Source organism: Streptomyces sp. NPDC001348, from assembly GCF_053597535.1.
The window spans coordinates 23,416-48,107 of record NZ_JBSFIK010000003.1; the positions used below are offsets into that span (position 1 = coordinate 23,416).

Consider the following 24,692-nt stretch of genomic DNA (forward strand, 5'->3'; position numbering starts at 1 on the left):
TTGTCCCCCTCTTCAGGCTCTTCCGGCTCCAACGGTTTCGGTGCGAACCCGCTTCGTGACCCCGCCGACCGACGGCTCCCGCGTATCGCGGGGCCGTCGGGCCTGGTCATCTTCGGCGTCACCGGCGACCTGTCCCGCAAGAAGCTGATGCCCGCGGTGTACGACCTCGCCAACCGGGGTCTGCTGCCGCCGGGCTTCTCCCTGGTGGGCTTCGCCCGCCGGGAGTGGGAGCACGAGGACTTCGCGGCCGAGGTCCACGACGCCGTCAAGGCGCACGCCCGGACCCCGTTCCGCGAGGAGGTCTGGCAGCAGCTCATCCAGGGGATGCGCTTCGTCCAGGGCACCTTCGACGACGACGACGCCTTCGAGCGGCTGCGCGGCACGATCGAGGAACTGGACAAGGCGCAGGGCACGGGCGGCAACTTCGCCTTCTACCTGTCGGTGCCGCCGAAGTCGTTCCCCGTCGTGATCCAGCAGCTGAAGAAGCACGGGCTGGCCGACCAGAACGGCGGCTCCTGGCGCCGGGCGGTCATCGAGAAGCCGTTCGGCCACGACCTGAAGTCGGCCGAGGAGCTGAACCATGTCGTGCACGAGGTGTTCGAGCCGGACCAGGTGTTCCGGATCGACCACTACCTCGGCAAGGAGACCGTCCAGAACATCCTGGCGCTGCGCTTCGCCAACACCATGTTCGAGCCGATCTGGAACCGGTCCTTCGTGGACCACGTGCAGATCACCATGGCAGAGGACATCGGCATCGGCGGCCGGGCCGGCTACTACGACGGCATCGGCGCCGCCCGTGACGTCATCCAGAACCACCTGCTCCAGCTGATGGCGCTGACGGCCATGGAGGAGCCCGCCTCCTTCGACGCGGACGCGCTGGCCGCGGAGAAGACCAAGGTGCTCGGCGCGGTACGGCTGCCCAAGGACCTGGGCAGTGCCACCGTGCGCGGCCAGTACGCGGCGGGCTGGCAGGGCGGCGAGAAGGTCATCGGCTACCTCGAAGAGGACGGCATCGACGCCAAGTCGAAGACCGACACCTACGCGGCGATCAAGGTGGAGGTCGACAACCGCCGCTGGGCGGGCGTCCCCTTCTATCTGCGCACCGGAAAGCGGCTGGGCCGCCGGGTGACGGAGATCGCGGTCGTCTTCCAGCGGGCCCCGCACTCCCCCTTCGACCACACGGCGACCGAGGAGCTGGGCTCCAACGCGGTCGTCATCCGCGTCCAGCCCGACGAGGGCATCACGGTCCGGTTCGGTTCGAAGGTGCCGGGCACGTCGATGGAGATCCGGGACGTGTCGATGGACTTCGCCTACGGCGAGTCCTTCACGGAGTCCAGCCCGGAGGCGTACGAGCGGCTCATCCTGGACGTGCTGCTGGGCGACTCCAACCTCTTTCCGCGGACGGAGGAGGTCGAGCTGTCCTGGAAGATCCTCGACCCCATCGAGGAGTACTGGGACAAGAACGGCAGGCCCGCACAGTACCCGTCGGGCACCTGGGGTCCCGCGGAGGCCGACGAGATGCTCGCACGAGACGGACGGAGCTGGCGCCGGCCATGAAGATAGACCTCACGGACACCACGGCCAGCAAGATCAACAAGGCGCTGGTGCAGGGCCGCCGGGCCATCGGCACGCCCGCCGTGGGCATGGTGCTCACCCTGGTGATCGTCACCGACGAGGAGAACGCCTACGACGCCCTGAAGGCCGGCAGCGACGCCTCGCACGAGCACCCCTCGCGCACGCTGGTGGTCATCAAGCGGGTCTCCCGCTCCCCCCGCGACCGCACGCAGTCCCGGCTGGACGCCGAGGTGCGGGTGGGCGCGGAGGCGGGCACCGGTGAGACGGTGGTGCTGCGGCTGTACGGCGAGGTGGCCGACCACGCCGACTCCGTGGTGCTGCCGCTGCTGCTGCCGGACGCCCCGGTGGTCGTCTGGTGGCCGGTGAACGCACCGCTCGACCCGGCCAAGGATCCGCTGGGCGCGCTGGCCCAGCGACGGGTCACCGACTCCTACGCCGGTGAGCAGCCGGTGCGGGAGCTGTCCGCCCGCGCCTCCGCGTACACGCCCGGTGACACGGACCTGTCCTGGACCCGGATCACCCCATGGCGTTCGATGCTCGCGGCGGCCCTGGACCAGGTCGTGTGCGACGTCAAGGCCGTCGAGGTGGAGGGCGAGGAGTTCAACCCGAGCTGCGAGCTGCTGGCGATGTGGCTGGCGGACCGGCTGGACGTCCCCGTCAGGCGCTCCCTGTCCTCCGGTCCGGGGCTCACCGCGGTCCGGATGGAGACCACCTGCGGCCCGATAACCCTGGACCGCGCGGACGGTTCGCTGGCCACGCTGTCCATCCAGGGCCAGCCGGACCGTGCGGTGGCGCTGAAGCGGCGTGACACGGCCGAGCTGATCGCGGAGGAGCTGCGGCGGCTCGACCCGGACGACACCTACGCGTCGGCCCTGCGCTACGGCGTGGAGCGGCTGGGGTCGCCGTGGCGCGGTTCCCCGGCCGGGGAGCCCGTACGGGCCGAAGCCGGAGAGCCCGCCGGCAAAGGAGGCGACGCAGCCTCCGGCAAAGGAGGCGACGCAGCCTCCGGCAAAGGAGCAGGGGCCGCGGAAGCAGGAGCAGACGGGGCAGGGGAACGGCTCGGGGTCGAGGCCCCTGTCGAAACGGCTGCGAAAGCTCCCGCGAAGGACGCGGCGGCGCAGGCCCCGGTGAAGCAGGAGCCCACGAAGAAGGCGGCGGCGAAGTGAGCACCCCGCAGCTGGTCGTGCACCACGACAAGGAACTGATGGCGCAGGCCGCCGCGGCCCGGCTGATCACCAGGATCGTGGACGCGCAGTCCTCGCGGGGTTACGCGTCCGTGGTGCTCACCGGTGGCCGCAACGGCAACGGTCTGCTGGCCGCGCTGGCCTCGGCCCCGGCCCGGGACGCCGTGGACTGGGCCCGGCTGGACCTGTGGTGGGGCGACGAGCGCTTCCTGCCCGAGGGCGACCCGGAGCGCAATGTCACCCAGGCCCGCGAGGCGCTGCTCGACTCGGTGCCGCTGGACCCGGAGCGCGTGCACGCCATGCCCGCCTCGGACGGTCCGTACGGTGCCGATGTGGACGCGGCGGCGGAGGCGTACGCGGCGGAGCTGGCCAAGGCGGCCGGACCGGAGAACCACGGCAGCGTCCCCGTCTTCGACGTCCTGATGCTGGGTGTCGGCCCGGACACCCATGTGGCCTCGCTCTTCCCCGAGCTGCCCGCGGTCCGGGAGACCGAGCGCACGGTGGTCGGCGTGCACGGTGCCCCCAAGCCCCCGCCGACCCGTATCTCGCTCACCCTGCCGGCGATCCGGGCGGCGCGGGAGGTCTGGCTGCTGGCAGCGGGCGAGGACAAGGCGCAGGCCGCCGCGATCGCCCTCTCGGGCGCGGGTGAGATCCAGGCCCCGGCCGCGGGCGCCTACGGCCGCTCCCGCACCCTGTGGCTGCTGGACTCGGCGGCGGCCTCCCGGCTGCCTCGGTCGCTGTATCCGCCGGCCTCGCCGTGAGACTGCATGGGGCAAGGGGCGGCGCGGGGATTCCCCGCGCCGCCCCTTGCCCTTGGGCCCCTACTTCACCGACCCGGCCATCACGCCCTGCACGAAGTGCCGCTGGAAGGCGAAGAACACCACCACCGGCACGATCAGCGACAGGAACGCGCCGGGGGCGAGCACGTCGATGTTGCTGCCGAACTGCCGTATCTGGGACTGGAGTTCCACGGTGAGCGGCTGGGAGGAGCTGTCGGCGAACAGCAGTGCCACCAGCATGTCGTTCCAGACCCACAGGAACTGGAAGATGGCGAGGCTGGCGATGGCCGGCCGGCCGACGGGGAGGACGAGGCGGGTGAAGATGCGCCACTCACCGCCGCCGTCCATCCGGGCGGCCTCCAGCATCTCCTTGGGCATCTCGGCGAAGTAGTTGCGCAGCAGGAACACCGCGAACGGCAGTCCGTAGGCGACGTGGAAGAGGACGACGCCGGGGATCGTGCCGAACAGGCCCAGCTGACCGAAGAGTTTGGCGACCGGCAGCAGACCGATCTGCACCGGCACCACCAGCAGGGCGACGACGAGCAGGAAGACGGGCTCGCGTCCGGGGAAGTCCAGCCAGGCGAAGGCGTATCCGGCGAGGGACGCGATGACGACGACGAGAAGGGTCGCCGGCACCGAGATCAGCACCGTGTTCCAGAAGGCCTGGGTCATCCCGGAGTTCTTCAGCAGCGCCGAGTAGTTGTCGAAGGACAGCTGTCCGGGACTGGCCAGTGCGGTCCACCAGCCGCCCTTGGCGGTGTCCTGCGCCGACCGCAGCGAGGAGAGGAACAGTCCCGCCAGCGGGGTCAGCCAGACCAGGCCGATCACCACCAGGAAGGCCTGCACCAGCCCGTTGCCGAGGCCGCGCCTGACCGCGTTCATCGCTGACTCCTCATCGCTGACTCCCTCATCGCTGACTCCTGCGGAAGCGGCGGACGTTGAAGACCATCGCGGGGACCACGAGCAGCAGCAGGAGCACGCCCAGCGCGCTGCCGAGGCCCTGGTTGTTGCCGCCGCCGAAGGACACCAGCCACATCTGGGTGGCCAGTACGGTGGCGTCCTCCTGCACCGGCCCGGGCGCGATGATGTAGACGAGGTCGAAGACCTTCATCACGTTGATCACGAGGGTCACGAAGACCACGGTGAGGACGGGGGCGAGCAGCGGGACCGTGATGCGGCGGAAGATCTGCCATTCGTTCGCGCCGTCCATCCGGGCCGCCTCCAGGGCGTCCCGGGGCAGGGCGGACAGGCCCGCGCCGATCAGCACCATCGCGAAGCCGGTCCAGATCCACAGGTACGCGCCGATGATCGCGGGTGTGACGAGGGCCGGGCCGAGCCAGGAGACGCCCTGGTAGGGCGGCGCGAAGTTCGACTCGGGCAGCTTCAGCGCGTACGAACCCGGGTGCAGGCCCGGGAAGCGGAAGGAACCGTCGGACGCGGTGGTCGTGCTCGCGACCGGCTTTCCGTCCCGCACCGCCTCGACCGTCATGCCGGGCAGTCCGCTCTCCCGCCGGTCGACCTTGCCCTGCCTGCCGCCGCCACCGGGGGTGAAGTCCAGGTAGACGACGCCGCGCAGGTCACCGGCGGCGGACTTCTCCGCGGCCGCCGGGTAGGCGGGCGAGGCGCCCTTGGGCAGGTCCCCCGGCAGGACGCCGACCATGGGCAGCGTCACCAGGTCACCCGGGGACGCGCTCGCCTTCGTCGTGTACGAGCCGTCGTGGCCCTGGGTCAGGCCGTGTCCGGGGCGGGCCCGTGCCGTCGGGTAGGACGACGTGCCCTGGAAGGCGTCGTGCACGGAGACCACGGCGGCGTTGAGCACGCCCTTGTCGGGGTCCTCGTCGTACGCGAGCCGGAAGATGATCCCGGCCGCGAGGAACGACACCGCCATCGGCAGGAACAGCAGCAGCTTGAACGCCGTGGCCCAGCGGACCTTCTCCACCAGGACGGCCAGGATCAGACCGAGTCCGGTCAGCAGGGCCGGGGCCACGACGACCCAGATGGTCGTGTTGCGGACGGCCGTGAGCGTGGCCGGGTCGCGGAACATCTCGGTGTAGTTGTCCGCGCCGACGAAACGGCTGCCGGAGGCGTCGAAGAAGCTGCGGCCGACGGAGAACAGCACCGGGTAGACGACGAGTGCGCCGAGCAGGAGCAGGGCGGGGAAGACGAAGAGCAGGGCGATGATCCGGCGGCGGCGCCGTGAGCGCCGGGCGCGTTCGGCGAGCGCGCCGGGCGGCGGCGGGTGGCTCGCCCCTTTCTCCTTCACGAGTGTGGTGGCGGTCATCGGCCGGCTCAGTCCTGGTAGGCCTTGGCCGCCGCGGCCTCGAGCTTCGCCGCGGTGCCCTTCGGGTCCGAGGGGTCGCGCAGGAAGTCCTGCAGCAGTTTCCACTCCCCGACGCCCTTGGTGCCGCCGAAGGAGGCGGGTGCCTGGTCGGACATGTCGAAGCGGACCGAGTCACCGGCCGCGATCAGGGACTTTGCGGTGGCGCGGGTGACGTCGTCGCCGTAGGAGGCGAGGTCCACCTTCTTGTTCGGGGACAGGAAGCCGCCCGCCTTCGCCCACACCGCCGCGGCCTGCGGAGTGGCCAGGTACTCCAGGAGCTTCATGCCGGCCTTGGAGTTCTTGCCGTCCTTCAGCACCACGGCCGCGTCGCCGCCGCTGACGACCGGCGCCCTGCCGCCGTCGACCGCCGGGAACGGGAAGAAGTTCGCGTCCTTGCCGATGGCCTTGCCGAACTGGTCGTGGGCGACGCCCGCGACGAAGTCGCCCTCGTAGACCATGCCCGCCTCGGGCTTGGGCCCGAACACCTTCTCCACCGAGCCCGGGAAGTCGGTGTTGAGGGCCTCCTTCTGGCCGCCCGCGATCAGCTGCTTGTCCTTGAACAGCTTGCCGAGGGTGCCGAGCGCCTTGACCACGCTCGCGTCGGTCCACTTCAGCTTGTGGGCGGCGAGGGCGTCGTACTTCTCCGGCCCGGCCTGGGAGAGGTAGATGTTCTCGAACCAGTCGGTGAGGGTCCAGCCGTCCTGCCCGGCGACCGCGAAGGCGGCGAGCCCGGAGTCGGAGACGGTGTGCCCGCCCTTCAGCATCGCGTCGTACGTCTTCGGCGGCTTCACACCGGCCTGGGTGAGGGCGTCGGGACTGTACCAGACGGTCGACTTGTGGGCGGCCTTGAAGTACAGGCCGTAGAGGCGGCCGTCGACGCTGCCGTACTTCTTCCACACGGGCGCGTAACCGGCGTCCACGGACTTCTCGGTGGTGGCGGACAGCGGCTTGAGCCAGCCCTTCTTCGCGAACTGCTGGAGCACGCCGACCTGCGGCACCATCACCACGTCGGGTGCGTTGCCGCCCTCGATCTTGCTGCCGACCACGGTGGAGACGTTGTCGCCGGTGGAGACGAACTGCGTCTTGGAGCCGGTCTTCGCGCTGAACGCGTCCAGCACCTTCTGGAAGTTCTTCTGCTCGCTGCCGGACCAGACACCGGCGACGGTGACGGTCTGGCCGCTGAGTGCCTTGTCACCGCCGCCGGCGGAGACCGGGCCGCCGCCGCAGGCGGTCGCGCCGAGCGTCACGACGAGGGTCGTGCAGCCGGCGAGCAGGGTGGTGCGTCGTCGCATCATCTTCGATGTCCCTTCGGGGGGTGGGGAGGTGACGGGCGGTCAGAGGTCGTTGATCCACCAGGCGGCCGTCGAGCCGGGGAGCACCCCGGCCGGGCAGGGGCCGCTGGACAGCAGGGGGGTGCCGGGGACCGGCGCGGGTGTGGGCGCCGTACCGAAGTTGACGGCGCACACGAGGCCGTCGCCGCGGACGAAGCCGAGGACGCCCGGCGCGGTGTCCAGCCAGCGCAGCGGCCCCTCACCCAACTGGGGCAGTCCCGCGCGAAGTTGGAGACCGTCGCGGTAGAGATGCCAGAAGGAGCGGGTGTCGGCGAGGGCGCGGTCGGTGGCGTACTCGGCGAAGTACTCGGGCTGCGGCAGCCACGGCTTGGCGCTCCGGTCTCCGGAGGTGAAGCCGAACGGGGAGGCCTGCCCGGACCAGGGCAGCGGCACCCGGCAGCCGTCGCGGATACGGGCGCGACTGCCGGTGCGCCGGAAGATCGGGTCGGTGAGCACGTCGTCGGGCAGGTCGACGACCTCGGGCAGGCCCAGTTCCTCGCCCTGGTAGATGTACGCCGCTCCGGGCAGTGCCAGCATCAGCAGGGCGGCGGCGCGGGCGCGGGCGGTGCCCAGGGCCTGCGTCGGAAGTGGCGTCGTCCGCCCGAAGGGCGGGCCGGGCGGCGTTTGGTGCGTGCTCTCGGCGTGCCGGGCGGAAGCCCTCGTACCGGACGTACTTGGGCTTTCGCCCGGTGCGGCGAGTGGGGGTCCCCCCGGCCGAAGGCTGGGGGAGCGTGCCAGGCGTCGCCCGGCAGGCGCCATTTCCGACGCGGGCCCTGGGCCGCTGCCCTCGGTCGCGGGTTCTCCGTAGCGGGTGACGGTGCGGACCTGGTCGTGGTTGTTGAGGACCCAGGTGACCGTGGAACCGGTGCCCGCGATGTCCTCCATGGCCTCGGAGATGACCTTGCGGAAGGCGTCGGGGTCCCAGGGGGCGCTGAGCAGGTCGAAGAAGAAGGCCTGGTGGAGTTCGTCGGGGCGGACGTACTGGGCGTGTTCGCGGGCGCTCGGCACCGAGACCTCGCCGACCAGCAGGCGTTCACGGCCGTCGCGGGCGGTGTACTCCTCGCACACGGACCGCCAGTGCCGCCACACGTCGTGCACCTCGGGCCGGTTCCAGGCGAGCGGGTTGACCGAGTCGCGGGTGCGGGCGTCGGCCTCGGGGTCGTCGGAGTCGGGCAGGTCCGGGTGCTTGAACAGTCCGGCGGCGACGTCGATGCGGAAGCCGTCGACGCCCCGGTCCAGCCAGAAGCGCAGCACACGGTCGAACTCGGCGGGGACCTCGGGGTGGCGCCAGTTCCAGTCGGGCTGCTCGGACGTGAACATGTGCAGGTACCACTGGCCGTCGCCGGCCCTGGTCCAGGCCGGGCCGCCGAACATCGCGTGCCAGTTGTTGGGCGGCTCGTCGCCGTCCGGGCCGTGGCCGTCTGCGAAGTGGAAGCGGGCGCGGGCCGGGCTGCCGGGCGCGGACGCGAGCGCCTCACGGAACCACGGGTGCTCGCTGGAGCAGTGGTTGGGGACGATGTCGAGGAGCACCTTGACACCGAGCCGCCGGGCGGCCGCCATCAGCAGGTCGAACTCGGCGAGGTCGCCGAAGAGCGGGTCGACGTCGCAGTAGTCGGCGACGTCGTAGCCGTGGTCGTGCTGGGGTGAGGGGTAGAAGGGGCTCAGCCAGATCCCGTCGACGCCGAGCTTCTTCAGGTACGGCAGCCCGGCCCGGACGCCGGCCAGGTCACCGACGCCGTCGCCGGTGCTGTCGAGGAAGCTGCGGACGTAGACCTGGTAGATCACCGCGTCACGCCACCAATGAAGCCTGTTCAACCCTGTGGCCTGTCTCTGTGAAGGGCAGCAGTTATGCATGCATGTTAGGTAGGCGTTTCACAGGGGTGTCAATGAAAAGAACAGAGGTTCCCAGGACACGTGCGGCTAAAATCATGACTTATTCGGGCATCTCGCGCCCAGTTGAGACGTTCGCGTTACCTAACAGGTAACTACCGACGGGCGACGGCGTCGAGTTCCCGCGCCAGTCGCCGCACCGCCACCCCGGGCGTCTCCCGCCCGGTCAGCGCGTCGTGCACCACCGCCTGCACCACCAGGCTGACCTGGTCGTAACGCGGGCTCTTGGGACGCGCCTTGGCGTCGCGCAGGGCGGTGCGCAGGGTCGGCAGGTAGGGGAACTCCCGTACGAGCTCGGGGTCCTGGTACAGCGCGGCGCGTACGGGCGGCAGCGCGCCACGGGTGAGTACCTGGCGCTGGACGGGCTCGCTGGTGAGGTAGGCGATGAGACGCGCGGCGGAGTCGGGGTGCCGGGCGTGCGTGTTCACGGCCAGGTTGGAGCCGCCGAGGACACTCCTCCCGGGCCCGTCCGGTCCGGGCAGCGGTACGGCGCCGATCCTCCCGGCGACCTTGGAGCCCCTGGCCGAGGCCACGGCGTACGCATAGGGCCAGTTGCGCAGGAAAAGCAGACGGCCGTTCTGGAAGGCGTCCTTGGACTCCTCCTCCTTGTACATCAGCGCCTGCTTCGGGATCCAGCCCTCACGGAAGCCGCGCGCCAGGAAACCGATGCCCCGGCGGGCGGCGGAGGAGTTCACGGTGACGCGCTTTCCCTCGTCGCCGAGGATGGTCCCGCCCGCCGAGTAGACGACTTCGGCCGCGTTGACCGTGAGGCCCTCGTAGGGCAGGAACTGACCCGCGTAACCGCCGAGTCCGTACTTGGGCGCGATGGTCTTCGCGTCGTGCTCCAGCTCGGCCCAGGTGCGCGGCGGCGGCACGCCCTCCTTGTCCAGGATGTCCTTGCGGTACAGGAGCAGACCGGCGTTGGTGACGTACGGGACGGCGTACAGGCGTCCGTCGTACCTGGCCGTGTCGACGACCGGCGGCAGGAAGGTGCCGAGCGGGAAGCCGTCCGCCGGCAGCGGCCGGATCCAGCCGGCGGCGGCGAACTCCGAGGTCCAGTTGACGTCGATGTTGAGCACGTCGAACCGGCTGCGGTCACCGTCGCGCAGGTCGGTGGTCATCTGCGCGTGCGTCTCGTCGGCGGAGTCCGGCAGCTCGACCAGGGTGACCTTCTCCCCGGGGTGGGTGCGGTTCCAGCCCTGGAGCAGCGGGCCGAGATAGCCGGTGAGGTCCCCGGCGGTGGCCAGCGTGAGCGGGCCGCGGCCCCCGGCGCCGGCCTCGTCGGCGTGGGCGCCCGAGGTGACGTACCCGGTCATGACCACGACGAGGACGAGAAGGAACCTACCGGCGGCGCGTGTCCACCGCATAGGTTCCTCCTTGCACACCGGCACCACGGGCACCCTCGCCCGTGAGTCAGAGGCCATGTATACCTGTTAGGTATGGGCGATACTAGGGCCTGGAGCACATTACGCAGACTAGGAGGACAGCACGAGTGCGCCTGCCCCTCCTGGCACTCCTCGCGCGCCGCCCCGCCCACGGCTACGAGCTCAAGCAGGGCCTTGAGCAACTGCTGGGCTCCGCGTACCCTCAGCCGAACGTCGGCCAGATCTATGTGACCCTCGGCCGCCTCGAGAAGTCGGGACTGATCGAGGGCGAGGACGTCGAACAGTCCAGCCGGCCCAACAAGAAGGTCTACCGCCTCACCGAAGCCGGACGTGAGGCGCTGCGCGTCTGGTTCGAGGAGCCCGAGGACGAGCCGCGGGTGCGGGACGAGTTCTTCATGAAACTCGCCCTCGCCCCGCAGACCGGTCTCGCCGACCAGATCGCCCTCATCAACAAGCAGCGGCGCCAGTACCTCAACACCATGCGTGAACTGTCGAAGCTGGCCGCCGCCGAGAACCGGGACAACCGAATCGCCCATCTGCTGATCGAGGGCGCGATGCTGCACCTGCAGGCCGACCTCGACTGGCTGGAGCGGTGCCAGGAGGAGTTGGAGGAGCTGGAGTGAGCGAGAGCCCCACTCCTCTGCTGCGTGCCGAGGGCCTGGTCAAGACCCACCACGGTGAGGGCGCGCCCGCCCGGGCCGTGCGGGGCGTCGACCTGTCCGTGCGGCACGGCGAGTTCGTGGCGGTCACCGGCCCGTCCGGGGCGGGCAAGTCGACACTGCTGCACCTGCTCGGCGGACTGCAGCGCCCCGACCGGGGCAGCATCTGGCTGGCCGGCCGGTGCACGGACGGCTACAGCGAGGCCCGCTGGGCCGAGGAGCGCAGAAGGGGCATCGGGATCGTCTTCCAGTTCTTCAACCTGGTCTCCAACCTCTCGGTCGCCGACAACGTCGAACTGCCCGCGCTGCTGGTGGGCCGCTCACCGAAGCAGGCACGGGCCGAACGCGAGGAGCTGCTCGCCGAACTGGGCCTTCGGGGCAAGGAGCGCAGCATGCCGGGCGAGCTGTCCGGTGGTGAGCAGCAGCGGGTCGCACTCGCCCGCGCCCTGGTCAACCATCCTCCGCTGCTGCTGGCCGACGAGCCCGCGGGCAGCCTGGACAGCAAGGGCACCCGTGAGGTGATGCGGCTGCTGTCCCGCTTCCACGGCCAGGGGCAGAGCATCCTGCTGGTCACCCACGACGCCCGGCTGGCGAGCGCCGCGGACCGTGTGATCAGTTTCTTCGACGGGCGGATCGTCGACGACGCCGAACTGGACGGCACGCCGTCGCGCCGGGGCACCGGGATATCGGGCGTGCTGGAACTGAAGGACTGATCCGTGCGAGCCACCCTGCGCTGGGCCCACTCCGATCTGCGCACGCATCGCGGTGAGGCGCTGTTCATCGTGCTGGCCACCGCCGGCATCGTCGCCTCACTGCTGCTGGCCACCGCGCTGTTCGGCTATGCGACCAACCCCTGGCAGCGGATCTTCACCCAGTCCCGTGGCGCGCACGTGTGGATCCACACCGTGAAGTCCGCCGACACCGGCCGCCTCGCCTCGCTCGACGGCGTCGAGTCCGTCGCGGGCCCCTACCCGACCGAGTCCGCCACGGTCTCCTCGCGCGGCACCCGAGCCTCGGTCGAACTGCGCGCCACCCCCGTGAAACCCGCCGTGGGTAGGCCGCTGCTCACCTCGGGGCACTGGCTCGACGCCCGGGAACCCGACGGTGTCGTCCTGGAGAGCCGGCTCGCGCGGGCGCTGCTGGCCGAGCCCGGGGACACGCTCGCCCTGCCGGGCACGGCCCGCAGGCTGACCGTCGTCGGCGTCGCCGACAGCGCCGAACCCCGTTACCGCGCGGGCGAGCAGCCCGGACTGGTCTGGGCCCCGCCGGCCGCCGTACGCGACCCCGGAGGCCGGGTGATCGGGCTGCGCCTCACCGACCCCGACGACACGGACTACGCCGTCCAGCGGGCCGTCACCGTGCTCGGCGCGGGCGCGGTCGGCGAGGTCTCCACCTGGGAGCAGGCGCGGGCCGAGGCGCAGGGCGACAACCGGCTGCTGGGCCAGGTCCTCGGCCTGTTCGGCCTGGGCGCGCTGCTCGCCGCCGGCTTCGCGGTGCACGGCGCGATCGGCACCCGTATCCGCGGCCACCTCCGGGACATCTCGGTCCTCAAGGCGATCGGCTTCACACCCGCCCAGGTCGTCCGGATCTTCCTGCTCCAGCACGTCGCCTACGCACTCCTCGGCGCCGTGGCCGCCGCCACGCTGACCCAGGGCCTGGGCACCTCCGTCCCCGGCCGGCTCGGCGACGCGGTCGGCGTGTGGCAGGGGCTCCCGGGGCACACCGTCGCTCTGTTCGCGGTGCCGGTGGGTGCGGTGCTGTTCATCGGCGCGGTCACCGGGCTCGCGGCCTGGCGGGCGGGACGGGTGCCCCCCGTGCCGGTGCCCCGCCCCGCCGCCCCGACCGGGGGGCGGCTGACCGGCGTGGCCCGCCGGGCCCTCGGCCTGCGCCTGCCGCCCGCGCTCGTCCTGGGCTGGCACCAGGCGTTCAACGGCCGCCCGCGCACACTCGCCACCATCGGGCGGCTGGCCCTGCCGCTGCTGCTGATCGTGGTGGCGATGAGCGCCTGGACGACCATCGACCGCTTCCACAACAGCCCCGACCGGATGGGTCTGCCCGCGGCACTCACCGTGCGTGCGGACAGCGGCATGACCGACCGGGAGACCCGCGCCCTGCTGTACCGTGACGCGCGGGTCGCCGCCGTCTACCCGGGCGTCGAGGTGGCCGCCCTCGTCCCGGGCCAGACCGCCACCATCGCCCTGCGCGGCCTCGGTACCCACCGCGACCCCTACCCGTACACGCTCGCCGCCGGCCGTCCGGCGAGCGGCCCCGACGAGGCGGTCGCGGGCCAGGGCCTGCTGGACCTCCTCGACGTGCGCGTCGGCGACTGGGTACGGATGACGGTCGGCGACCAGCCGCAGATCCTGCACATCGTGGGCCGCAGCATCGAACCGGAGAACGCCGGCCGGGTCATCTCCACCTCGCTGGACACACTCCGCGAGAACGACCCCCGGCTGGCCCCGACCCTGTACCAGCTGCGCCTGAGCCCGGGTGCCGACCCCGACCGCGTCGCGGCCGCCCTGACGGCGGCCGGACACGGCCACCTCGACGTGCACGCCGTGACGAACCCGGCCGACGGTCTGTCCCCGCTGCGCGGAGTCGTGGTCGGCCTGATCGCCGTCCTGGCGCTGATCGGCCTCATCGAGCTGCTGACCGCGATCGGCGGGACGGTCCGCGAGAGCGAGCGGGACCTGCTGGCGCTCAAGGCCATCGGCATGTCCCCGCGCCAGATCACCGCGATCACCGTCACGGCGACCAGTTGCACGGCCCTGGCCGCGGCCCTCACCGGCACGGCCCTGGGTCTCCCCCTGGCTCACTGGCTGATCGACACCCAGGGCCGGTCCAGCGGCATCGGCGCCGGCATCGCCCAGATCCCGTCCCCCTTCCTGCTCCTGCTCTTCGCAGCAGCAGCCGTACTGGGCGCCGCCGCTTTGGCGACCCTCCCCGCAGGCCGAGCGGCGAGGCGCAGGCTGGCGGACACGTTGAGCGCGGTGGCCTGAGCCGGGGCCTCGGGGATCGACGCCGCGCCGGGACGGCGGGGTGATCCCCGAGTGGGCAAACCCCCGTCAACGCCCCCGCAGCTCCCGGTACTTGGCGACCAGCGCGGACGTCGACGCGTCCAGCCCCGGCACCTCCGCACCCTCCGTCAACGCAGGCTCCACCCGCTTGGCGAGCACCTTGCCGAGCTCGACACCCCACTGGTCGAAGGAGTCGATGTTCCACACCGCGCCCTGTACGAACACCTTGTGCTCGTACAGCGCGACGAGCTGCCCGAGCACGGACGGCGTCAGCTCACGCGCGAGGATCGTCGTCGTCGGCCGGTTGCCCTTGAAGGTCTTGTGCGGCACCAGCTCCTCGGGCGCCCCCTCGGCCCGCACCTCCTCCGCCGTCTTCCCGAAGGCGAGCGCCTGGGTCTGGGCGAAGAAGTTCGCCATCAGCAGGTCGTGCTGCGCCTTCAGCTCGTCACTCAGCTCCGCGACCGGCTCGGCGAAGCCGATGAAGTCCGCCGGGATGAGCTTCGTACCCTGGTGGATGAGCTGGTAGTAGGCGTGCTGCCCGTTGGTGCCGGGCGTGCCCCACACCACCGGCCCCGTCTGCCACTCGACCGGGCGGCCCTCCCGGTCCACCGACTTGCCGTTGGACTCCATGTCCAGCTGCTGCAGATAGGCGGTGAACTTCGACAGGTAGTGGCTGTAGGGCAGCACCGCATGCGACTGAGCGTCGTGGAAGTTGTCATACCAGATACCCAACAGCCCCAGAAGCAGCGGCACGTTGGCCTCCGGGGGCGCACTCCTGAAGTGCTCGTCGACGATCCGGAAACCGTCCAGCATCTCCCGGAAGCGGTCCGGTCCGATGGTGATCATCAGCGACAGCCCGATCGCCGAGTCGTACGAGTACCGGCCACCCACCCAGTCCCAGAACTCGAACATGTTGGCGGTGTCGATACCGAACTCACCGACCTTCTCGGCATTCGTCGACAGGGCCACGAAGTGCCTGGCGACGGCCTCCGGCCCGGCGTTCAGCTCGCTCAGCAGCCAGTCACGGGCCGAGGTGGCGTTGGTGACCGTCTCGATGGTGGTGAAGGTCTTCGACGCGATGACGAACAGTGTCTCCGCGGCGTCCAGGTCACGTGTGGCCTCGTGCAGGTCGGCACCGTCCACGTTCGACACGAAGCGGACCGTCAGGCCGCGGTCGGTGAAGCTGCGCAGCGCCTCGTAGGCCATCGCGGGACCGAGGTCGGAGCCGCCGATGCCGACGTTGATCACGTTCCTGATGCGCTTGCCGGTGTGCCCCGTCCACTTCCCCGAGCGGACGCGCTCGGCGAAGTCGCTCATCTTGTCGAGCACGGCGTGCACCGCCGGGACGACGTTCTCCCCGTCGACCTCGATCACCGCGTCCCGGGGAGCACGCAGCGCCAGGTGCAGCACCGACCGGTTCTCCGTCGTGTTGATCTTCTCGCCGCGGAACATGGCGTCCCGCAGACCGAAGACGTCGGTCGCGGCGGCCAGCTCGCGCAGCAGCCGCAGCGTCTCGTCGGTGACGAGCTGCTTGGAGTAGTCGACGTACAGGTCACCGACCTGGAGGGTGTACCCGGCGCCGCGCCCGGGGTCCGCGGCGAACAGGTCCCGCAGATGGGTGTCGGTGAGCTCCTCGCGGTGCTTGGCGAGAGCGGTCCACTCGGGCGTCTGGTTGAGCCTGGTACGGCCGTCTGCGTTCATTTCGGACTTCAGCCTTCTTTCCTGCCTGTTCCCTGCCGCGTACCTTGTCCCGCTGCCGGTTCCAACCTAGTTGATCAGGGCGTGACGTGAGCGGTCGTCGCGCCGTCGCCCGAGGCAACAACAGGTACGTCCGGCTTGCCCGCCGGTATCAACGAGGTGACCGCCAGGCCGAAGAGCACGGCCGCGAACAGGGCGGGCCCGTTCAGCCCGTACCCCCGGGCCACGGCACCGCCGAGCAGCGCGCCGAGCGGCGCACCGGAGGTCGAGGCGGTGCGGAAGGCGGACGCGAGGCGTCCCACCATCGCCGCCGGGCCGCGCCGCTGCATCAGCGTGACCTGGTTGACGTTCCACACCATGTTCATCCCGCCCAGCAGCAGCATGCCCACAAGGAGCGCGCCGAGGTGCCGGACGGTGCCCATGAGCAGGAGGGACGACGTCTGCACGACGCCGGCGACCAGCAGCGCCCGGACCCGCCCGGTGCGTCGTGCGATCCGCTGGGCGACGAGGCCGCCGAGGAGGCTGCCGGCCGCGTACGCGGTCATGGCGGCGGCGAATCCCGCGTTGCCCGCCCCCAGCCAGCGCGTCACGTGCAACACCAGCGTGGCGATCAGAGCGCCCATGCCGATGTTGCACAGCAGGGTGGCCACGCAGACCGCGCGCAGCGCCCGGTCGCGCCACAGGAAGCGCAGGCCGGCGCCGATCTCCGCCCGCAGGGTACTGCCCGCCCGGCGCGGCTCCCGCTCGGGCGGCCGTATCCGCAGCGACGCCACGAGGGCGGCGGCCACCAGATACGTGCCCGCGTCGGCCGCGAAGGGCATGAAGGCCCCCACGGTCAGCAGCAACGGCACGAAGGGGCCCGCCAGCAGACCGCCGGCGAGTTGCTGCCCGGTCATGAGGCGGGCGTTGGCTCCGCCGAGGGTGTCGCGGTCCACCAGGGAGGGCAGCAGGGCCGTGGAAGCGTTGTCGAAGAGGGTCTGCAGGGTGGTCAGCGCGAAGGCGAGGGCGAGCAGCAGCGGGATCGAGGCGTGTCCGAGACCGACGGCCAGGGCGAAACCGGCGACGAGCAGGGCCCGTACCGTGTCCACCGCCCACATCGCGCGCCGCTGGTCCACCCGGTCCGCGACGGCGCCGCCGAGCAGCCCGAACAGCAGCCAGGGAACATAACCGCAGGCGGTCACCGAGGCCACCGCGAGCGGTTCGTCGGTGAGGCGTACGGCGAGCAGGGGCAGCGCGGACGTCCGTAACGCGTCCCCGAACCGGGACACCACGGCGGCCGCCCACAGCCGCCCGAATCCCCCGCGCCACGCGGGCACGGCCCTGTCCGCGTTCTCGGCGTCCTCGGCGTTCTCGACCGTCCTCACCGCTCCCCCTCACGGTCGGCCCATGTCACGGCCGGCCCATGCACGAACCGTAGAGGAGAGCACTGACAATCGGCCGTCGGCCGAGGGGAGGAACAGCTCCGGCCAGGCGCCCACGGGCACCCGGCCGGTTCTCAACTTCTAGATCTCGCCCCGCAGTTTGGCGAGCGCCTCGGCGAGGATCGCCTCGCCGTCCGCGTCGCTGCGCCGCTCCCGGACGTACGCGAGGTGCGTCTTGTAGGGCTCGGTGCGCGGCGGGTCCGGCGGGTTGTCCCGGTCCTGACCTGCCGGGAAGCCACAGCGCGGGCAGTCCCAGGTCTCGGGCACCTGCGCGTCGCTGGCGAAGCTGGGCTGGGTCTCGTGCCCGTTGGAGCACCAGAAGGAGATGCGCAGACGCGGCGCGGACTCGCCGCGCTCGGCCTCGCCCATCGGCCCCGCCCCGACCCGGCTACCTCGGATCGCGTTGCCACTTGCCACGGTCGTAACTCCCTGCGTGATGGTGCCGCGAAGCGAGTCGGCGTTTCGCTTCGCTGCGAGCGCCTCAGTCTACGTAAGGCCCAACGCGCGTCCAGTGATTGGAGTTACAAACCCCCCGCTCTGCAGACGCAAGCCCCATGATAGGCCGCGCACAGAAGCGCGCACCCAACATGGGGCTCAACGTCCGGAATGTGTGCTTGTGTGACGTCGATCAGGCGGGATCAGCTGTTCGACTTCATCAGGAGGCCGAGGACGACGATGCAGGCGAACCACAGCAGACCGATCACGATGGTGATCCGGTCGAGGTTGCGCTCGGCGACCGAGGAACCGCCGACGGACGACTGCATGCCGCCGCCGAACATGTCGGAGAGGCCGCCGCCCTTCCCCTTGTGCATCAGCACCAGCAGCATCAGCAGCAGGCTGAAGACGATCAGGGCGATCGAGAACCCCAAAACCACGGCTGGACCAACTTCCTCGGAATCGGATGGACGGGGGCACAGCACCCGGGCTGTACCCCCGCAAGGGTACGACGGATCGCCGCTACCGCCTACTCACATCTGTGCTCACTGATCGCGGAATCGCACGATCTTGACGAACTCGTCCGCGTCCAGTGAGGCCCCGCCGACCAGGGCACCGTCGATGTCGGCCTGCGCCATGATCTCGGCGACGTTGCCGGACTTCACGGAGCCGCCGTACTGGACGCGGACCTTGTCGGCCACGTCCTGCGAGTAGAGCTCGGCGATCTTGCCGCGGACGGCGGCGCAGACCTCCTGGGCGTCCTCGGCGCCGCAGACCTTGCCGGTGCCGATGGCCCAGACGGGCTCGTACGCGATCACGACGGTCTCGGCCTGCTCGGCCGTGAGGTCCTTCAGGCCACCCTCGACCTGGGTGAGGGTGTGGGTCACGTGGTTGCCCGCCTCGCGGACGTCCAGCTCCTCACCGACGCACAGGATGGGGGTCAGGCCGTGCCGGAAGGCGGCCTTGGCCTTGGCGTTGACGACCTCGTCGGTCTCGTTGTGGTACTGGCGGCGCTCGGAGTGGCCGATCACCACGTACGTGCACTTGAGCTTGGCCAGCATCGAGCCGGAGATCTCGCCCGTGTAGGCACCCGAGTCGTGGGCCGAGACGTCCTGGGCACCGTACTTGATCTTGAGCTTGTCGCCGTCGACCAGGGTCTGCACGGAGCGCAGGTCGGTGAAGGGCGGCAGGACGGCGACCTCGACGGCCTCGTAGTCCTTGTCCGCGAGGGCGAAGGCGAGCTTCTGGACGTGGGCGATGGCCTCGAGGTGGTTGAGGTTCATCTTCCAGTTGCCCGCCATGATCGGCGTGCGCCCGGAAGTAGTAGATGCAGCCATGCTTGGTCAGTCCTCCAGTGCGGCGAGGCCGGGGAGCGTCTTGCCCTCGAGGTATTCGAGGGAGGCGCCGCCACCGGTCGAGATGTGGCCGAACGCGTTCTCGTCGAAGCCGAGCGTACGCACGGCCGCGGCGGAGTCGCCGCCACCGACGACGCTGAAGCCGTGTCCGTCGGCGAGGGCCTGGGCGACCGCCCTGGTGCCCTCGGCGTAGTCGGGGTGCTCGAAGACGCCCATCGGGCCGTTCCAGAAGACGGTCGCGGCGTCGGCGAGCTTCGCGGCGTACAGCTCGCGGGTCTTCGGGCCGATGTCCAGGCCCTCCTGGTCCTCGGGGATCTTGTCCGCGTCGACCACGCTGTGCTGGGTCGGTGCCTTGGCCTTGAGGTCCGGGAACTGCCGGGCGATCACGACGTCGACGGGGAGCACCAGCTCGACGCCCAGCTTCTCGGCGCGCTCCAGGTACTCGGTGACGGCCGGGACCTGGTCCTCCTGTAGCAGGGAGATACCGACCTCGTAGCCCTTGGCCTTGAGGAAGGTGTAGGCCATGCCACCGCCGATGAGCAGGCGGTCGGCCTTGCCGAGCAGCTCGTCGATGACGGCGAGCTTGTCGGAGACCTTGGCGCCGCCGAGCGCGACGACGTAGGGGCGCTTGACGTCCTCGGTGAGCTTCTTCAGGACGCCGACCTCGGTGGCGATCAGGTAGCCGGCGTAGTGCGGCAGCCGGGCCGGGAGGTCGTACACGGAGGCGTGCTTGCGGTGCACCGCACCGAAGCCGTCGCCCACGTACACATCGGCGAGTTCGGCGAGCTGCTCGGCGAAGGCGCCGCGCTCGGCGTCGTCCTTGCTGGTCTCACCGGGGTTGAAGCGCAGGTTCTCGATGACGGCGACCTGGCCGCCGATCAGGCCCGCGACGGTGTCCCTGGCGGACTCGCCGACCGTGTCGGTCGCGAACGCCACGGCGGAGCCGAGGAGTTCACCGAGCCGCGAGGCGGCCGGGGCGAGGGAGAAGGCCGGGTCCGGGGCGCCCTTGGGACGGCCCAGGTGGGAGGCGACGACCACCTTGGCACCCGCGTCGGCCAAGGCCTTGACGGTGGGCAGGACAGCGCGGATACGGCCGTCGTCGGTGATGGTGCCGTCGGCGAGCGGCACGTTGAGGTCGGCACGGACGAAGACCCGCTTGCCGTCCACGCCGTCGGCGAGAAGTTCGTCGATCGTCTTCATGGGGAGGGACTCCTGAGGAGGGATCGTGGTGCTCGTGATCGTAAAGAGGGCCTGATCTGTACGTGAGTCAGGGCTCGGGCAGCACGTGCACGCGCTGCCCGAGCCCTGTCCTCACACCGAGATGCCTGCTTCGGCGATCAGAGCTGGTTGCCGACGAAGACCGTCAGGTCGACGAGGCGGTTGGAGTAGCCCCACTCGTTGTCGTACCAGCCGATGACCTTCACGTTCTTGCCCTCCTGGACCATGGTCAGGGAGGAGTCGAAGGTGCAGGACGCCGGGGCGTTGACGATGTCGGAGGAGACGATCGGGTCCTCGGTGTAGTCGAGGAGGCCCTTGAGCTCGCCCTCGGCGGCCTTCTGGAAGGCGGCGTTGACCTCTTCCTTGGTGACCTCACGGCCGAGTTCGACGACGAGGTCGGTGACCGAGCCGGTCGGGACCGGGACGCGCATGGCGATGCCGTCCAGCTTGCCCTTGAGCTGCGGGAGCACGAGGGCGGTGGCCTTGGCGGCACCCGTGGTGGTCGGGATGATGTTCTCGGCGGCGGCACGGGCGCGGCGCAGGTCCTTGTGCGGGAAGTCCAGGATGCGCTGGTCGTTCGTGTACGCGTGCACCGTCGTCATCAGGCCCTTGACGATGCCGAAGTTCTCGTCGAGGACCTTCGCCATCGGCGCCACGCAGTTGGTGGTGCAGGAGGCGTTGGAGATGACGTGGTGGTTCGCCGCGTCGTACTTGTCCTGGTTGACGCCCATCACGATGGTGATGTCCTCGTCCTTGGCCGGAGCCGAGATGAGGACCTTCTTCGCGCCGCCGGCGATGTGCTTCGCGGCGTCGTCCTTCTTGGTGAAGATGCCGGTCGACTCGATGACGATGTCGACGCCCAGCTCGCCCCACGGGATGTCGGCGGGGTTGCGCTCGGAGAGCACCTTGATCGTGTGGCCGTCGACGGTGATCGTGTCGGCGGTGTGGGAGACCTCCTGCTTCAGGCGGCCCAGGATCGTGTCGTACTTGAGCAGGTGGGCGGTGGTCGCGGTGTCACCCAGGTCGTTGACAGCCACAACCTCGATGTCCGCCCCCTGCTCCAGCAGCGCGCGGAAGTAGTTACGCCCGATGCGGCCGAAGCCGTTGATGCCTACGCGGATCGTCACGAACCGATCTCCTCGTTGGTACGCCGGCCATGCGGTGCCGGCGAGCTGTGTTTGGGATGTCCCCGACCACCCCCGACCCTACCTCCCTGGGGGCCTGGTGGTGACATCCAGATGCCTCATACGCAGCAGGGCGGTCCGTACCCGCCAGTAGGGGTACGGACCGCCCCGGAATTGCGCCCGGATCACCCGGTTCAGCCATGAATTGTCAATGCCGGTCGAGTGCCCGGATCACTCGTTCGTGAGCGCGTCGGCTCACTTGTCGAGTGCCGCCAGGGCCTTCTTCACCAGGGCCTTCCGGTCGGCCGCGGCCGGGACCTGTTCCAGGCCGAAGCCGAGCAGCACGGTCCGGTCGGTGGTGACCGCTCCGTAGGTCTTGAACAGGGCTCCGGTGCGCGTCCAGTCCTTCAGTGCCGCCGGGCTGCCCGGTGGCGGTCCGGTCACCTTCCAGGCGCCCAGCGAAGTCTCGAAGCCCTCGGTCTCCTTGGCCGTGCCGCCGACGACGAGCGAGGCGTCGTCGGCGAGGACGCCGTGGCCGCCGGTGCCCGGGTCGGTGATGTACGCGATCGAGAGTTCGACGGACTTCCCGGCGTAGGCGCTGAGGTCGAAGTCGACCGAGCGCCAGCCGTCGGAGCTGCCGGTGAGGCTGTTCCACGAGCCGGTGCTGCCGGTCGCGGTGCAGCCGCCGGTGCCCAGGGTCAGGTAGTGCTTGAGCCACGGGTGTTCGTTGACCAGGAACCCGGCCGCGCAGTCGGCCGGCACCGCCGTGGAGGTGGCGCCGCCCGCCTCCGGAAGGGTCGTCCAGTCGTTCGCGCCGGCGGTGTGCGCCTCGACCACCGCGTGGTCGTAACCGGGCTCGGTGTCCCACAGCAGCCGGGTGCGGAGCGTCGGCTTGTCGGCGGCGCCGACCCCGGTGAGGTCGACGGTGCGGGTGAGGCGCTTGTAGGCGTCGTCGGTGTGCACCGCCGCGGCCATGTACGAGCCGGTGTACGGCCCGTACGGGTTGACGGTGCCCGCGAACTGGCCCGCGCCGGCACTGGCGAACTGCGGGTACTTCGACGCGGGCAGCTCGTCGGAGGTGACGGCGTAGCTGCCGGCCTTGTCGAGCGGGTTGCCCGGCGCGCCGCCGAGGGCGGCCGTGGCGCCGCCGAGTTCACCCGAGCCGGTGAAGCCGGTGGCCCCGGCGAGCGACGTGCGCGAGTAGGCACCGAGGTAGTACTGGCTGAAGTCGTCCGACAGGGTCCCGTCGGCGAGGGCGACGTTGCCGCCGGCCAGCTCGCCGGCCTCGATGAGCCTGCCGCCCTCGTTGAGGTAGGCACGCAGCTGGAGCTGGGTGGCGTTGCCCGGGCCGCTCGCGCCGGAGTAGTGGACGACGGTCCTGAAGTGCCGGAGCACGCCGAGCGCGTCGGGCGCTCCTTGCGTGGCGACGTCCCAGACGAGAGCCCTGCGGCCGTTCGCCTTCAGCGCGTCCACGTACTTCTGCGCCTGTGTGGCGGCCGTGCCCTCCTCGGCCACCACGAGGGTGTCGGCCTTGGGGCGCTTGGCCACGGTGTACGTGAAGTGCGCGCTGGAGGTGCGCTTTCCGCTCCTCGTCCGGCCGGTGAACCACACCTCGACCTTGTCACGGGGGTCGCCGCCGCGGACCTTGGCCCGGTACTCGTCGAAGTAGAGGTCGTCCTCACCGCCGAAGGTCTGGCCGCCCTTCCAGTGCCTGAGCGTGCGGTCGGTGGTACGGCCGCCGTTGACGCGGTACCTGAGCTCCTTGTCGCGCACGGACTTGCGGACGACGACCGAGACCTCCTGGTCCGCGCCGCGCGAGTACGACGTGGAGAACGTCGCGGGGGTGAAGTCGGCCGCGCTCAGCCCGACCGAGGAGGCCGGCTTGTCGGGGTGGGCGGCGGTCTCGGCGACGGAGAGCGCGAACGGGATGTTCTTGGTGAACTCCTGCTGGATCAGCTTCTCGTCGTCGGGGAAGTTGAAGACCGACTGGCAGTCGGCGGCGTTCCAGGCGTCGTTCGGGTCGAGGTCCGACGCGGTCTGGCAGGTCGACATCTCCGGGGTGAACATCGCCATGCCGTTGACGTTGGAGGCGTGGCCGTCCGCTTCGCCGTTGGTGGTGTACAGCTCCGAGGAGACCTGCGGGTGGTAGCCGGGGATCGCGGAGTGCTCCGGGGTGCCGGCGAGCGCCTTGTAGAGGACGTCGTCCGGGGTCGGTGTGGCGACCTGCCAGCCGACTCCGTACAGCAGGAGTTCGGCGGCGGAGTGGTAGTTGATGCCGTAGGTGAAGCCGACGCGCTTCTCGAAGCGGTCGAGGGCCTTGGTCTCCGGCTCGGACGCCGGGCTCGCGCCACGGTAGGTCTCGCTGGTCGGGTTGGGGGACGAACCCTCGTCGTCGTAGCCCCACTTGTAGGAGAAGTTGCGGTTGAGGTCGACACCGTCGCCGGTGGAGATGACGCCGTCGCCGTTGACGTCCCGCAGGTTCTTGCGCCAGAGGCGGGTGTCGGAGTTCTTGAAGGTGTAGTCGTAGCCGTCGGGGTTGGCCGAGAGCACGAACCACAGCTCGGTCGAGTCGACGATCTTCTTGATGCGCCGGTCCGTCTTGTAGCGGTCCAGGTAGTAGTGCATCAGGCGCCGGGTCATCTCGGGTGTGATCCACTCGCGCGCGTGCTGGTTGGACATGTACAGCACGGAAGGCTTGGAGCCGTCCTTGGACTTCTTCGCGTTCCTGGTCAGTTTGAGCGCGAGGATGTCCTGGCCGCCCACGGTCCTGCCGATGGACTCGACCTTGGTGAGGCCGGGGTTCTGCTGGGCGGTCCTGAGGATCTCCTCCTTCAGGCCGCCGCTTCCCCCGTACGGGCGGAACACGCCCTGGGCGGCGTCCTCGACACGGGTCGCCGCCTTGGCCGAAAGCTTGTGCTCGGTGAGGTCGACGCCCTGTTTCCCGAGCTTCTCGGCCTGCTTGTCGGTGAGGTAGAGCTCGACGGTGCGCTTGCCTGCTCCTGTCACCTGCTCGCCGAGCTCGTTGCCGTCCTGCCCGGCCGCGAGCAGCAGCGGTACCTGCTTCCGGGTGACTTCGGCGTGGAACACCTTGACCTCGTCGTCGCTCTTGGCGTCGGTTCCGGTCGAGGCGGCGGTCTGTGCCTGGGCGATGGGTGCGAGGCTCGCTCCGCCGAGCAGGAGCGCGCCGACAGCGAGGATCGATCTCGCTCTGTGTCTCATGAACCCCCCTAGCCATGGCCCGCCACGACGGCGGACATCTGCCAGGCTCATGACACCTCATGATCGAGTCAAGGGCGCCCCA

At 70.4% G+C, this 24,692-nt stretch carries 19 protein-coding genes; 6 read left to right on the forward strand and 13 right to left on the reverse strand.

The window, feature by feature from the left end:
- Genes zwf through pgl form a run of 3 tightly spaced genes read left to right on the forward strand, consistent with a single transcriptional unit; the run spans position 1 to position 3,520 of the window.
- Entirely contained in the window at positions 1-1,557 is a 1,557-nt protein-coding gene (zwf, locus tag ACWC21_RS03655; RefSeq protein ID WP_450877754.1) for a glucose-6-phosphate dehydrogenase, read from the forward strand.
- Complete coding sequence (gene opcA, locus ACWC21_RS03660; RefSeq protein WP_450877756.1) at positions 1,554-2,741, forward strand: glucose-6-phosphate dehydrogenase assembly protein OpcA; 1,188 nt, start codon at positions 1,554-1,556, stop codon at positions 2,739-2,741. Before zwf ends, opcA begins: the two co-directional genes overlap by 4 nt.
- Positions 2,738-3,520, forward strand: a complete 783-nt coding sequence (pgl, locus tag ACWC21_RS03665; RefSeq protein WP_450877758.1) for a 6-phosphogluconolactonase — start codon at positions 2,738-2,740, stop codon at positions 3,518-3,520. The genes opcA and pgl overlap by 4 nt, the downstream gene beginning before the upstream one ends.
- A gap of 60 nt (positions 3,521-3,580) precedes the next feature.
- Here the strand turns inward: pgl and ACWC21_RS03670 are convergent, their stop codons facing one another.
- The 5 genes from ACWC21_RS03670 to ACWC21_RS03690 form a co-directional block, all read right to left on the reverse strand.
- Complete coding sequence (locus ACWC21_RS03670) at positions 3,581-4,420, reverse strand: carbohydrate ABC transporter permease (protein ID WP_450877760.1); 840 nt, start codon at positions 4,418-4,420, stop codon at positions 3,581-3,583.
- A gap of 25 nt (positions 4,421-4,445) precedes the next feature.
- Positions 4,446-5,819: an ABC transporter permease subunit gene (locus ACWC21_RS03675; protein WP_450877762.1), complete on the reverse strand. Its 1,374-nt coding sequence runs from the start codon at positions 5,817-5,819 to the stop codon at positions 4,446-4,448.
- A gap of 8 nt (positions 5,820-5,827) precedes the next feature.
- Positions 5,828-7,153, reverse strand: a complete 1,326-nt coding sequence (locus ACWC21_RS03680; RefSeq protein ID WP_450877764.1) for an ABC transporter substrate-binding protein — start codon at positions 7,151-7,153, stop codon at positions 5,828-5,830.
- Between the two features lie 39 nt (positions 7,154-7,192).
- Positions 7,193-9,043 carry a glycoside hydrolase family 13 protein gene (locus ACWC21_RS03685; protein WP_450877766.1) on the reverse strand — a complete coding sequence of 617 codons (1,851 nt, stop codon included), beginning with the start codon at positions 9,041-9,043 and terminating at the stop codon, positions 7,193-7,195.
- A gap of 131 nt (positions 9,044-9,174) precedes the next feature.
- Complete coding sequence (locus ACWC21_RS03690; RefSeq protein ID WP_450877768.1) at positions 9,175-10,446, reverse strand: ABC transporter substrate-binding protein; 1,272 nt, start codon at positions 10,444-10,446, stop codon at positions 9,175-9,177.
- Positions 10,447-10,571: 125 nt separating this feature from the next.
- Between ACWC21_RS03690 and ACWC21_RS03695 the strand changes: the two genes are divergently transcribed.
- The 3 genes from ACWC21_RS03695 to ACWC21_RS03705 are packed head-to-tail and all read left to right on the forward strand — an operon-like array spanning position 10,572 to position 14,122.
- Entirely contained in the window at positions 10,572-11,087 is a 516-nt protein-coding gene (locus ACWC21_RS03695; RefSeq protein WP_450877770.1) for a PadR family transcriptional regulator, read from the forward strand.
- A complete protein-coding gene (locus ACWC21_RS03700) occupies positions 11,084-11,836 on the forward strand; it encodes an ABC transporter ATP-binding protein (protein WP_450877772.1) in 753 nt (250 codons plus the stop codon). Before ACWC21_RS03695 ends, ACWC21_RS03700 begins: the two co-directional genes overlap by 4 nt.
- Before the next feature lie 3 nt (positions 11,837-11,839).
- Positions 11,840-14,122: an FtsX-like permease family protein gene (locus tag ACWC21_RS03705; protein WP_450877774.1), complete on the forward strand. Its 2,283-nt coding sequence runs from the start codon at positions 11,840-11,842 to the stop codon at positions 14,120-14,122.
- Positions 14,123-14,188: 66 nt separating this feature from the next.
- Here ACWC21_RS03705 and pgi read toward each other — a convergent pair whose 3' ends face one another.
- The 8 genes from pgi to ACWC21_RS03745 all read right to left on the reverse strand — a co-directional run bounded on the left by pgi (position 14,189) and on the right by ACWC21_RS03745 (position 24,610).
- Positions 14,189-15,841 (reverse strand): glucose-6-phosphate isomerase, encoded by a 1,653-nt coding sequence (gene pgi / locus ACWC21_RS03710; RefSeq protein ID WP_450877776.1) that lies wholly within the window; start codon positions 15,839-15,841, stop codon positions 14,189-14,191.
- A 74-nt stretch (positions 15,842-15,915) separates the two neighbouring features.
- Entirely contained in the window at positions 15,916-17,109 is a 1,194-nt protein-coding gene (locus ACWC21_RS03715; RefSeq protein ID WP_450878264.1) for an MFS transporter, read from the reverse strand.
- Positions 17,110-17,340: 231 nt separating this feature from the next.
- Positions 17,341-17,676: an RNA polymerase-binding protein RbpA gene (locus tag ACWC21_RS03720; protein WP_003976875.1), complete on the reverse strand. Its 336-nt coding sequence runs from the start codon at positions 17,674-17,676 to the stop codon at positions 17,341-17,343.
- A 221-nt stretch (positions 17,677-17,897) separates the two neighbouring features.
- Positions 17,898-18,134 carry a preprotein translocase subunit SecG gene (gene secG, locus ACWC21_RS03725; protein ID WP_389139986.1) on the reverse strand — a complete coding sequence of 79 codons (237 nt, stop codon included), beginning with the start codon at positions 18,132-18,134 and terminating at the stop codon, positions 17,898-17,900.
- Between the two features lie 105 nt (positions 18,135-18,239).
- Positions 18,240-18,995: a triose-phosphate isomerase gene (tpiA, locus tag ACWC21_RS03730; RefSeq protein WP_450878266.1), complete on the reverse strand. Its 756-nt coding sequence runs from the start codon at positions 18,993-18,995 to the stop codon at positions 18,240-18,242.
- Positions 18,996-19,037: 42 nt separating this feature from the next.
- A complete protein-coding gene (locus ACWC21_RS03735; protein ID WP_450877779.1) occupies positions 19,038-20,249 on the reverse strand; it encodes a phosphoglycerate kinase in 1,212 nt (403 codons plus the stop codon).
- 137 nt (positions 20,250-20,386) lie between these two features.
- Positions 20,387-21,394 carry a type I glyceraldehyde-3-phosphate dehydrogenase gene (gap, locus tag ACWC21_RS03740; protein WP_132854504.1) on the reverse strand — a complete coding sequence of 336 codons (1,008 nt, stop codon included), beginning with the start codon at positions 21,392-21,394 and terminating at the stop codon, positions 20,387-20,389.
- A gap of 252 nt (positions 21,395-21,646) precedes the next feature.
- A complete protein-coding gene (locus tag ACWC21_RS03745; protein WP_450877781.1) occupies positions 21,647-24,610 on the reverse strand; it encodes a M14 family zinc carboxypeptidase in 2,964 nt (987 codons plus the stop codon).
- Positions 24,611-24,692 lie beyond the last annotated feature (82 nt).

Bases quoted from the DNA above. Each gene is read 5' to 3' on its own strand.
- opcA (WP_450877756.1), top strand. From the start codon at position 1,554: ATGAAGATAGACCTCACGGACACCACGGCCAGCAAGATCAACAAGGCG.
- ACWC21_RS03670 (WP_450877760.1), bottom strand. From the start codon at position 4,420: ATGAACGCGGTCAGGCGCGGCCTCGGCAACGGGCTGGTGCAGGCCTTC.
- ACWC21_RS03675 (WP_450877762.1), bottom strand. From the start codon at position 5,819: ATGACCGCCACCACACTCGTGAAGGAGAAAGGGGCGAGCCACCCGCCG.
- ACWC21_RS03680 (WP_450877764.1), bottom strand. From the start codon at position 7,153: ATGATGCGACGACGCACCACCCTGCTCGCCGGCTGCACGACCCTCGTC.
- ACWC21_RS03685 (WP_450877766.1), bottom strand. From the start codon at position 9,043: ATGCATAACTGCTGCCCTTCACAGAGACAGGCCACAGGGTTGAACAGG.
- ACWC21_RS03690 (WP_450877768.1), bottom strand. From the start codon at position 10,446: ATGCGGTGGACACGCGCCGCCGGTAGGTTCCTTCTCGTCCTCGTCGTG.
- pgi (WP_450877776.1), bottom strand. From the start codon at position 15,841: ATGAACGCAGACGGCCGTACCAGGCTCAACCAGACGCCCGAGTGGACC.
- tpiA (WP_450878266.1), bottom strand. From the start codon at position 18,995: ATGGCGGGCAACTGGAAGATGAACCTCAACCACCTCGAGGCCATCGCC.
- ACWC21_RS03735 (WP_450877779.1), bottom strand. From the start codon at position 20,249: ATGAAGACGATCGACGAACTTCTCGCCGACGGCGTGGACGGCAAGCGG.
- ACWC21_RS03745 (WP_450877781.1), bottom strand. From the start codon at position 24,610: ATGAGACACAGAGCGAGATCGATCCTCGCTGTCGGCGCGCTCCTGCTC.